At 45.7% G+C, this 10,755-nt stretch carries 12 protein-coding genes and 1 pseudogene; 8 read left to right on the forward strand and 5 right to left on the reverse strand.

Features of this window, described 5'->3' with window-relative positions; translation table 11 throughout:
• Positions 1–90: 90 nt before the first annotated feature.
• A pseudogene (locus tag BLD48_RS12550) lies at positions 91–453 on the reverse strand (helix-turn-helix domain-containing protein); the annotation flags it as partial.
• Between the two features lie 265 nt (positions 454–718).
• On the opposite strand from BLD48_RS12550, the gene BLD48_RS12555 reads away from it, so the two are divergent.
• Positions 719–1,072 carry a hypothetical protein gene (locus tag BLD48_RS12555; RefSeq protein WP_071500514.1) on the forward strand — a complete coding sequence of 118 codons (354 nt, stop codon included), beginning with the start codon at positions 719–721 and terminating at the stop codon, positions 1,070–1,072.
• Positions 1,073–1,118: 46 nt separating this feature from the next.
• On the opposite strand, the gene BLD48_RS12560 is transcribed toward BLD48_RS12555, so the two are convergent.
• From BLD48_RS12560 to BLD48_RS12575, 4 genes are read right to left on the reverse strand one after another with little or no spacing between them, the layout of a single operon-like run.
• Complete coding sequence (locus BLD48_RS12560) at positions 1,119–1,559, reverse strand: hypothetical protein (RefSeq protein ID WP_071500515.1); 441 nt, start codon at positions 1,557–1,559, stop codon at positions 1,119–1,121.
• Positions 1,556–2,026: a GNAT family N-acetyltransferase gene (locus tag BLD48_RS12565; RefSeq protein WP_236630022.1), complete on the reverse strand. Its 471-nt coding sequence runs from the start codon at positions 2,024–2,026 to the stop codon at positions 1,556–1,558. The genes BLD48_RS12560 and BLD48_RS12565 overlap by 4 nt, the downstream gene beginning before the upstream one ends.
• Positions 2,027–2,051: 25 nt before the next feature.
• A complete protein-coding gene (locus BLD48_RS12570) occupies positions 2,052–2,498 on the reverse strand; it encodes a hypothetical protein (RefSeq protein ID WP_071500517.1) in 447 nt (148 codons plus the stop codon).
• Between the two features lie 13 nt (positions 2,499–2,511).
• Positions 2,512–3,222, reverse strand: a complete 711-nt coding sequence (locus BLD48_RS12575; protein ID WP_071500518.1) for a GntR family transcriptional regulator — start codon at positions 3,220–3,222, stop codon at positions 2,512–2,514.
• A gap of 166 nt (positions 3,223–3,388) precedes the next feature.
• Here BLD48_RS12575 and BLD48_RS12580 point away from each other — a divergent pair, with 166 nt between their 5' ends.
• From BLD48_RS12580 to BLD48_RS12605, 7 genes are all read left to right on the forward strand, one after another.
• Positions 3,389–5,287 carry a beta-glucoside-specific PTS transporter subunit IIABC gene (locus tag BLD48_RS12580; protein WP_071500519.1) on the forward strand — a complete coding sequence of 633 codons (1,899 nt, stop codon included), beginning with the start codon at positions 3,389–3,391 and terminating at the stop codon, positions 5,285–5,287.
• A 27-nt stretch (positions 5,288–5,314) separates the two neighbouring features.
• A complete protein-coding gene (bglA, locus tag BLD48_RS12585; protein ID WP_071500520.1) occupies positions 5,315–6,775 on the forward strand; it encodes a 6-phospho-beta-glucosidase BglA in 1,461 nt (486 codons plus the stop codon).
• Between the two features lie 168 nt (positions 6,776–6,943).
• A complete protein-coding gene (locus BLD48_RS12590; RefSeq protein ID WP_071500521.1) occupies positions 6,944–7,441 on the forward strand; it encodes a hypothetical protein in 498 nt (165 codons plus the stop codon).
• 29 nt (positions 7,442–7,470) lie between these two features.
• The gene (locus tag BLD48_RS12595; protein ID WP_071500522.1) at positions 7,471–8,139 is read left to right on the forward strand and encodes a 5'-methylthioadenosine/S-adenosylhomocysteine nucleosidase family protein; all 669 of its coding nucleotides are present in this window, start codon (positions 7,471–7,473) and stop codon (positions 8,137–8,139) included.
• Positions 8,140–8,151: 12 nt separating this feature from the next.
• Complete coding sequence (locus tag BLD48_RS12600; protein ID WP_083412330.1) at positions 8,152–8,679, forward strand: hypothetical protein; 528 nt, start codon at positions 8,152–8,154, stop codon at positions 8,677–8,679.
• Positions 8,680–9,343: 664 nt separating this feature from the next.
• Positions 9,344–9,493: a hypothetical protein gene (locus BLD48_RS16320; protein ID WP_161487721.1), complete on the forward strand. Its 150-nt coding sequence runs from the start codon at positions 9,344–9,346 to the stop codon at positions 9,491–9,493.
• Between the two features lie 934 nt (positions 9,494–10,427).
• Positions 10,428–10,755, forward strand: a 328-nt coding sequence (locus BLD48_RS12605) for an IS30 family transposase (RefSeq protein WP_143082943.1), incomplete at its 3' end; no start/stop codon positions are given.

Raw genomic sequence — 10,755 nt, forward strand, 5'->3', positions numbered from 1 at the left:
TTGGGTTGTTGGTGTTGGAGATGTGTATAAGTGTTATAATTTCTGCTTGGTACTTTTGAGCGGGTTTCATATCATCGTCATGTAAGAATGTTGAGATTTGCCCTGTATGTTCGTCTTGTACGATTGGACGAGATTGCGCTTGGACGTGAAACGAGGGCGTTCGGTCTGCTTCTTGAAGAAGCGGTCAAACGCATCAGCAAGATGTTTGACGCTGATCTGAACAGATGTACTATCGACTTCCTTCAACCAGTCGAACTCCTGCTTCAACAAAGGAATTTCTTTAGAACAAGAACCGTAAGACAGTCCTTTTCCAGTGGTCTTGTACGTTTCATCCCACTTTGTCAAGAAGTGGTTGAAGACGAAACGCGAACACCCAATCGTCTTCGCAATCAGAATTTCTTGCTCTTTTGTGGGGTAGATTCTGAATTTGTAGGCCTTATGCTTCAACACCATTTTTCACCTCCTTCAAAGGGAATATACCCGAAAGTCAGGCTAGCGATTCCGATCGCGTAGACACTTTTTTTGGCTTCCTTCAGGTCGACTACATTGACTTTTTCTTCTCTGAATTTCATATATTCTTTTCACAAAAACATGGAGTCTTTCATTCGTTTTCATACCCTTTGTTCGACAAGAATCCGTCTTAAGCAGGAGGTTGGAGTAAGGGAATGATTGGTAAAATTAAATCGATACATAGATGATTTTAAAGGGGTAAGGTGACATGAAGACACGACGTATGGGAAAGTGGATGGCATTCATGATCGGCATGGTACTGATTAGTGGAGCCGGTTGGTTTTATCTGTTTGAGTCGTCAAAAGTGAACGACTTTCCGATTCCGAGTACTGGGACCGTTCATGAAAAGGCGGAGGGTTTGTTAATCAAGACGCACCTCGTTTCGGAAGTCGAAGGACCCGGCGTGTTGTACGCGATGCGGATCCGGCAAGATGGCTGGAAACTGGTCGACCGGGAAGGACTAGCCGCTTGGTATGAAAAAGACGGCCGAATGATCGAACTGACGACATTTGATGATGAACTGTTTCTTGAACCGGCTGAACGAGCGGGTATCGAACAGTAAAATAAGCGGAGTTCCTGAAAACAGGGACTCCGCTTATTTTGTCTGTTCAATTCGCATAGAGCAGCTTTTTCGTATCTTTGTCATAGACCCGATAATCAATTTCGAACGCCTGATTCCGGGTCGTCGTCACCCGGCAATAATACGGAACCTTCTTGCCGTAAGCATCAAGATCAGGTCCGTCACGGAAAGAAAACATGTCGTTGGTTTCCGTTAATGTGATGTCGATGGATGTTCTTTTCGACTCAGACGGTTCTAGAATACAGGAACCTTCTAATATCCGATAATCACGTGACAACATCTCAGTGAAATTCGGCACCGTTATCCAAAGACACAGTAATCCGAGCAACAGGACACCCGTCCATTTGAGCTTCTTTAAGAAAGCATATTGCTGATTATCGAAGTGAAGCACAAGAAAGTAACAGGCCGGTAAGACAAATGAAACACCTAACAAGAGGATGAGAAAATAAGTGATGATTTCAGTATTCAACTGGATATGTCCGTCTGATAGCAGGACCAATAAATCGATGTGTCAGATACACTGGTTTTTTTGAACTCGATTTTCTCCAAGATTCGGATTGAAGCACTATTCGTCGACGATGTTTCAGCTAAGACAGTTAAAACGTCCGCACGGGACAACGCCCAGTCTACAAGGGCGCCGACAGCTTCCGTTGCATAGCCGTTGTTTTGGTAACAATCAAGCAAACCGTAGCCGATTTCAACGGTATGATCTTCAGAAGGAAGTCCTTTAAAGCCGATGTCCCCAATGATATAGCCGTCAGCTTGGTGGATGACAAGCCAGCTTCCCCAAAGAAGCAGGGCAGGATTTTCTGCTAGTTCAATTAAGTGGTTCTCAAGTTCAGGACCGTTCTCGTAACATTGTTCCAAAACGAGCGGCGTCCATTCAGTCGTATACGGTACAATCGTCAATCGGTTAGTTTGGATGGTCATGGTCATATTCCTACCCTCGAAGTAGTTTCGGTCATTCAGATGAATACAATAACTTATCCGTCTTGAAATCGTAAATCCGGTAAGAAATCTCAAATTCATGATCTTTTGTCGTCGTCACGTGACAAGTGTATGGGACGTCCGGTCCGTATGCGCCGAGGTCTGCCCGATCCAAGAAACTGAAATAGTCGCCTGTTTCATCGTAATAAAGATCAATCGTCCGCGGGTTGGATTCATCATTGTACTCTACCGTACAGACTCCTTTAGTCGTCGCATAGTCATGGTAGACGACGTACTTCAGGCTCGGAGCCGAATACCAGACCAGTCCCACCCCGAATAAACACAGTAAAACGAGTCGGAAAAACAGGGAAAATTCGATTCCGTTATCCTCACGGAGCCAGAAATATAACAATACACTCAGCACCATACAGATGATACCGCCAGCGAGAATCGCGTAATAAAAAAGCACTTCTTCATTCATGTGCGAAGTCTCCTCATAAATACAAGCCGTTCGCCTGAACGACGAATTGCGAGTGCTCGTAATGATAGGTGATGACGGAATAGTCGAACGGCCGGCCGTTCGTCAAGTGGAAGATTGTCTCGACGGTCAATGCCGGATCACCGGCTTTTAGCTCCAAGTGTTGCGCAATCGAGTCCGGCAACTTGCCGACATGCATGTACATATCCGAGAACCCGATATTCAGTCCAAGTGCTGTCTCCAGATATTCAAAAATCGACTGTTCGACGATTTCCCGGTTCAAATAAGGGACAATTGCTTGACGGTAATAGGACTCTTCGAGGCACATGATGTTGTCGTTGATATAGCGGATCCGTTTGATGGCATAGACCATTTCCTCGGGAGTACTACCCAGGTTTTCGATGATCTCTTCCGGGCATGGAATCAGCTCAAACGACAAGACTTTGGACTGGATGTCATGCTCGACGAGATTCTGTTTAAAGCCTTGCGTCGAAAACAGCTCGATATAGCCTTTCCGATTCGTCTTCCGGACAAAAATTCCGCTGCCGCGGACTTGAAAGATAGTCCCTTTTCGCTCCAATAATTCCAGTGCTTTCGTCATCGTCGTCTTGCTGACCTCGAATTGACGGATCAATTGATCGAGAACCGGTAGTTTGTCGCCTTGTTGTAAAGCATGTTGTTCGATATAGGCTTCGATTTCCGTCGCCGTCTGTTGGTATTTCAGCATGACTCACCCTCATTTTCCAGTAATTGTTCTGCTTTTTTACTATAGCATAAGACGATTTTGAACTACATCATACAAATAATTAAATTAAATATGGATTGATAAATTGTACATGTACAATTATAATAAGGATGCACGATTCGGATTTACAACATAAGGAGGTTCAGGGATGAGTAAAGTGCGGGATTATCAGCAGCTGGCGCATTCGATTTTGGAAGCAGTCGGCGGCGAGGACAATATCATCAGTGTCGCGCGGTGTGCGACACGGCTGCGGTTAGTGTTGAAACGATCGGATGCGAAGGCAAAAGACCAAGTCGCTGCTTTACCGGGTGTCATCACGGTCGTCGAATCAGGCGGTCAGTTCCAGGTCGTCATCGGTCAGCATGTCGGGGAAGTCTATGAAGCGTTCCGGCCACTTGTTTCATTAGAGGACGGGAATTCGGAACAGGGAAGCGAAGCACCGAAGGGAACAATCTTGAACCGGATCATCGCAACGATGTCCGCCGTTTTTGCACCGTTCGTCTATATCTTAGCGGCAGCCGGAATCCTGCAAGGGGCACTCATCTTAATTTCACTTGTGTTTAAAGACTTTGCCGCGACGGGAACATATGAAGTGTTCAGCTTTATCTCTTGGGCACCGTTCACATTCCTGCCGATTTTCATTGCGATCACGGCAGCGAATCACTTTAAAGTCAATCAGTTCATCGCAGTCGCCTGTAGTGCGGCACTCGTCAGTCCGACGTGGGCCGAGATGGCCGGACGGATCACATCCGGTGAATCGATTTCATTTATTGGCATCGCCTTATCGGGAACGACCTACACGTCATCGGTCTTGCCACCGTTGTTCCTCGTCTGGTTGCTGTCCTATCTCGAACGGTTCTTGAACCGGACAATCAATGAAGTCATCAAACCGTTGTTCGTACCGTTCTTCAGCATGGTCATCATGGTGCCGCTGACGATTCTCGTCATCGGTCCGATCACGACACTTGGAGCGGAAGGAATTGCAAACGGATACAATTATTTGGCCGAAAATGCACCGGCACTTGCCGGACTGATCATCGGCGGCTTTTGGCAGATCATCGTCATCTTTGGCGTCCACTGGGGTGTCACGCCGATGGTACTGGCAAACTTTGAACAATACGGTCGGGATTCATTCCAGGCTTACCAAACGATTGCTGTCATCGCTCAAGTCGGTGCCGTCATTGGTGTCATTTTAAAAACCCGCAATAAGGAAACGAAAAAGGTTGGTGTCTCAGCCGGTCTGACCGGGATTTTCGGAATTACGGAACCGGCGATCTACGGTGTGACGTTACGCTTTAAGAAACCGTTCATTTACGGGTGTATCTCGGGCGCGGTCGGAGCCGTCGTCGCCAGTTTCTTCAAACCGTATTACTTCGCCTACGCCGGTCTGCCGGGACCATTGACGCTCGTCAACGGAATCAGTTCCGACTATCCGTCGTCGATCGTCGGATTATTGATTGGAACGGCGATTGCCTTGATTTTACCGATCGTCTTGATTCAAATTCTCGGTTTTGGCGAAGAAAAAGTCGTCCCGGTGACGACGACACCGGCGACACCGGTTCCGACACAAGAAGTCAGTGCAACGTTGACGAACGAAGAAACGATTCAAGCACCACTTGCGGGACAAATCGTGCCACTGTCGGACGTACCGGATGAAGTTTTTGCATCGGGAGCAATGGGGCAAGGCGTCGCGATTCGTCCGACTGGAAACACGGTCGTCGCACCATTCGCCGGTACTGTCGTCATGGTTGCGCCGACGAAACACGCAATTGGTCTCCGGTCGACGAGTGGAATCGAAGTCTTGATTCACGTCGGGCTGGAAACGGTTGGTTTGAACGGAACGCCATTTACGTTACATGTCGAAGATGGGGCGAGCTTCGAAGCCGGTCAAACGTTATTGACGTTTGACGCATCTGCCATCGAACAGCACGGATTACAGACGATCACGCCGGTCATCGTTACGAACGCGTCTAGTTATGCGGAAGTGATCGTGGGACAACAGGAAACGGTCGAAGCCAATACGGCGATTTTAACGATCGTTAAATAATAGAGAAAATATGAGGAGGAAACGAAGATGAAGACATTACCCAACGATTTTTTATGGGGCGGGGCACTGGCTGCCCATCAATTTGAAGGTGGCTGGAACGCCGGTGGCAAAGGACCAAGTGTCGTTGACGTCATGACAGCGGGTGAACACGGAGTTGCCCGACGAATCACCGATACGATCGAAGACGGGACGTTTTACCCGAACCATGAAGCGATCGACTTTTATCACCGCTATAAAGAAGACATTGCCTTGTTTGCCGAGATGGGTCTGAAATGTCTCCGGACGTCAATCGGCTGGAGCCGGATTTTCCCGAACGGCGACGAAACGGAACCGAATGAAGCAGGACTGCAGTTTTATGATGATGTCTTTGATGAGTTATTGAAACACGGCATCGAACCGATCATCACGTTGTCGCATTTCGAGATGCCGTTGCACCTGGCCCGCGAATACGGCGGGTTCCGCAACCGGAAAGTCGCCGAGTTCTTCGAGCGATTCGCTGAAGTCTGCTTCACGCGTTACAAAGACAAAGTGACATACTGGATGACGTTCAACGAAATTAATAACAAGATGGATGTCGAAAACCCGTTGTTCCTTTGGACGAACTCCGGTGTCAAAGTCGAGCCGGGTGAAAACGCGATGGAAGTCATGTATCAGACCGGTCACCACGAGCTGATTGCCAGTGCCCTTGCCGTCGCGAAAGGAAAAGCAATCAATCCCGACTTCCAAATCGGGGCGATGATTTCGCACGTCCCGATCTATCCGTACTCGTCGCATCCGGAAGACGTCATGCTGGCGGAAAAATCGATGCGTCAGCGCTATTTCTTCCCGGACGTTCAGGCACGCGGTTATTATCCGAACTATGCCTTAAAAGAGTTCGAACGCGAAGGGTATCAGATTCCGATTCTCGCCGGCGACGACGAAATCCTGAAAAACGGAACGGTCGACTACATCGGCTTCAGTTACTACATGTCGACGACGGTCAAGCACGACGCGACTGTCAACAATACAGGCAACATCGTCAACGGCGGATTGGCGAACGGTGTCGAAAATCCGTACATCCAGTCGAGCGACTGGGGCTGGGCGATTGATCCGGTCGGACTCCGTTACGTCCTGAACCGTCTGTATGACCGGTACCAACTCCCGCTCTTCATCGTCGAAAACGGTTTTGGGGCCGTCGATACGATTGAAGACGGTAAGATTCATGACGCAGCGCGGATTGACTATCTGAAGACGCATATCGAGGCGTTGACGGAAGCGGTCACGGAAGACGGCGTCGAATTGATGGGCTACACGCCATGGGGAATTATCGACATCGTGTCGTTTACGACAGGTGAGATGAAAAAACGCTACGGCATGATTTACGTTGACCGGGACAATGAAGGCAACGGTTCAATGGAACGGATGAAAAAAGATTCGTTCGACTGGTATAAACAGGTCATTGCGACAAACGGACAAGACTTGGCGTATGACAAAGCAATACAACGTTAATCAAATAGACCTCCATCCGAAGCGGGTGGAGGTTGTTTGTGTCTAAAAAAGGCTTGCCTGAACAACGAAAAGACGTATGATAAAGAAGGTGGTATCCAGTATTTGTATGGATAACCAGAAATCATCCTAAATACAGGATGGTTCAGAATCGTAATGGAGGTTATAACTATGTTTACAGTTGATGAGTATTTAGCTTCAATCAAAACGAATCTTGCGCAGCACACAGACGTGCTGGTCAACAATTTGAAGACAATCGCGGGGGCAAACTTTGCACCGGATGTCGAGCTGCTTGATTTTTCAGCATTCGTTGAATCAACTGAGTGCACCTTGTCAATCATGTTCTTCTCGATGGACCGAGAAGCCAATGAAGTGTTTGAAGATGTAGGGACACCAGGATTTGCCGGTAGTAAATCGATGCTCGACGAGGCGGTGTATTATCACGTTACTCGAAAGTTATCGGATGACTTTGATGTATTCCATGAGGAAAATGAAGAAATCTTAATCGAACAGGAACGCCAACTCTTTGCGGATTGGTTCAGCACGTGTTGGCAACAAGCCGGTGGAGAGCGGGTTCAACTGCCAGCCTATTTTAATGTCCATGACGAAGGAGAAACGTTTAACTTGAAGCGGCGGATTTGGATGGATGAAGAGGAAAAATGGGATTGAGTTCGGAGGCGATTGGCAAGAACCGCTTCATGGTGGGTATCAGCATTGCGACGGTTTGGGAATTTGAAGCGACGTTAGATTACTTTCACGTGAAAGAAACGGAACGGATCACGTACCCGTACGGGGAATTCTTTTGCCGGACAATCAACGGGACGCCGGTCGTCTTTTACAGTACCGGTGTCCGGAAAGTGAATGGTGTCGGTGGCAATCAGTACATGCTGGCGCGTTTTTCACTTCAGAAAGTGCTTGTCGTCGGGACATGCGCCGGGATCGATGAACGGTTTGACGTCCTCGACATCATTATTCCGGATCGTGCCGTCCAATATGACTGTACGGTGAAGGAAGTCGAGCCGTTACTTAAACCGTCTTTCATCGTTTCGATCGATGTCGCGAAATATGGCATCAACGGGTATGGGACGATCGGGACGGCCGACCGCGCCGTCGTCATGTGGTGTGATTACCTGGAACTACAGGAGAATGGCATCACAATTGCTGATACGGAAGCGGCGGCGATTGCCTATATCTGCCGGAAAAATGAAGTCGAGTGTATCATCATCAAAGGGATCTCGGACGTCCCGACGGATGAGACGGATCTTGATCCGCTTCAGTCGAACCAGGAACAGATCAATGTCTACATCGCAAATACACCAAAAGTCATGACACGGATTTTTGACGAGTATCTTCCGTTATTTATTTAAAGGAGTGGCAAGATGAAAAAACGACTTCTTTGTTCGATTCCGCTGGCCCTCATGCTCGGTGGATGTGGGATCGGACAGCCAGAGCCAAACTTTCCGCAATATACGGGCGAACCGTTGAACATTGCTTATATCGGAAAAACACCGGAAGTCCGGGAAGATAACGTCCGTCTAAAGAAGATTTCGTTCGGTGAATTAAAGAATCGCAAGCAGATCGCTTCAACGTTCGACGCTGTCCTGATTATGCCGAACAAGTTACTGGAAGCGAATCAAGGCGAGTATGCCGATACCTACCTGAAAATGCAAATTCCGACGTTTTTCATCGGGTCGAATAAGGGGTATGTGCCGTTCATCGCGGACTGGATTTCGTACAAGGAAGCAGCGGGGGAAACGACCGATTATGCAGCCGGTTACTTGAACGGGAAAACGACCTTGTTTTGGACATACGGCTTGTATAACGATGTCAAGACGAAGGGACATATCACCGCCATGTATTCGAATGTCTTTCAAACGGTGGAAACGGTCAAGAACAAACGGCAGTAACAGAAAAAGAGGCTGGGACATAACTAGCTGACTTTTAAAGAAAATAAGGGATTGCCATCGTCACGATGCGCAATCCCTTATTTTTTTCATCTAAAGCTGAGTTATGTCCCAGCCTCCTTATTTTTTATATGTACGTACTTATATGTCACCTTCGACTCTATTGAATATAAAAATATCTTATTTTTACTTCATATGGAACCACGTTCTGAACTTTAGTTGTCTAAAGAAAGGTCATCCTTCATCATCTCTGACAAAAAGCCATGGATGAGGTGGAGCTTCTCAGACATACAGATGTGAATCGTTCGCTGTATCGAAAGCGTCAGAAAACAATTGAGCGTGTCTTCGCGGATACAAAAGAGAAGCATGGTATATGTTAGATACGCTACCGAAGGATGAGCTTCTACTAAATCATTAGACAATCAATAATTACTGTTTAGGAACTAAATGAGATACTATAGGGAATGAATATTTATTAAAATAAATACATCGTAGTATAGATACTTGTATTAAGTTGATTATCATGGTATTATTATACAGAAATGTAATGAGGAACTTTCCAAAGTTTCGATACTTTGCCATCATTTTGCCTGCATCTATTCTAATTGTTAGTTTGCGTTATCTTAGCATTCAGTTAGAAACTAAAACAATTATGGAGGCGATGCATATGCAAGAAATTATAAACAAACTAGATTTAATCATTTTAGAATCACTTTGGGCATTTGTGATTAGTTTACTTGCAGGCATTATAATTGATTGGGCCAACGGTGGGCGATTGTGGTTAAAACCCAAATTAAATTTTGGGTTGGGTTCCTGATTACATTTCAGAAGTGGTCGAGGTTTTTAACTACTTTATTAAACAAGAAAAAATACGGCTATACAAGTATAAAATTATTTAAATCTTAATCAAACTAAAAAACGACGTGCTGATTTTCTCTTGATTGAGAAGAAATGCACGTTTTTTACTAATTATTTTGTAAAAAATACTTAAATGTGAGATGAAATATTGAGATCACTTGATTCTCCTACTACCTTCGTTCATACAAACCTGGATATTTACTATTGGCAACTTATTTATCTCATTTTAAAATATCACTTCAAATTATAAGATTAAAAATTTTAAAATGAACGAACAACGATAATTGTCACCTTACAGACTCCCCCTTGTGTATCTATCTAATAGGAATATTATGTCAAATTCAAGTACACTCAATTTACTTGTGATAAGTACCTATTATCACAAGTAGTGTCTTAAAAATAATTATCATACTCATTTCAAATTTTGAATTAGCTCGATAAAATATTGATTCATTGCGATTTTTGTCTTGAAGTGATTAATAATCAAAAGACTTTTATTTGAATTAGGCTATGTGACTAGTTTAGAAAAAGTAGGCATATGCGCCTTTTTACATTAAGTTCATTATCATAGGTAATTCAGTGACTTGAAAACAAGGTATGTGATTTATAATCACGGAAGTTGATCTGGTGGCTCTGGATGTTTTTCCAACACTTGGACCTGCAACTTATTGATTGCTCTGGTACATACGTACAGAGACGAACCCGGTTATAAGCAAACCCTCAGCGCATTGTTCGCGAGGTGATTGCATAAGATGGAAGCCCTTCGCGAGGGGCTTCTTTTTCGTTTGACGAATTGTAATATTAAGTGCAACACCTAGGAGAAAGCACAAAAAAACCCATAACGACCTCGTGTAGAATAAAGCTACCACACCACATTCAATGGAGGATTCGTTATGAGCCATGTTCATCTTACCACATCAGAAAGAGTCAAAATAGAGACGTATCTCGAGCTAGGTTTCTCTGTCCGAAAGATTGCAGGACGCTTATTCCAAGAAGAAGGACTCTCGTTCAAGACGATCTATCGTTGGATTTATACGGGCCTCGTCGAGGCCGATTCTGGACTCCTTCGACAAAAGGGAAAGCGTCAGAAACCACGTGAGACGCGTGGACGCTTCAACGTCGGACTACCGATCAGTAAACGTCCGTCTGATGTCAAAGGGCGTCAAACGTTCGGCCATTGGGAGCTTGATACTGTTGTCTCGGGTAGAGGGAAATCCAAGG

Origin of the sequence: Exiguobacterium sp. KRL4, from assembly GCF_001870785.1 — a bacterium.
Classification (GTDB): domain Bacteria; phylum Bacillota; class Bacilli; order Exiguobacteriales; family Exiguobacteriaceae; genus Exiguobacterium_A.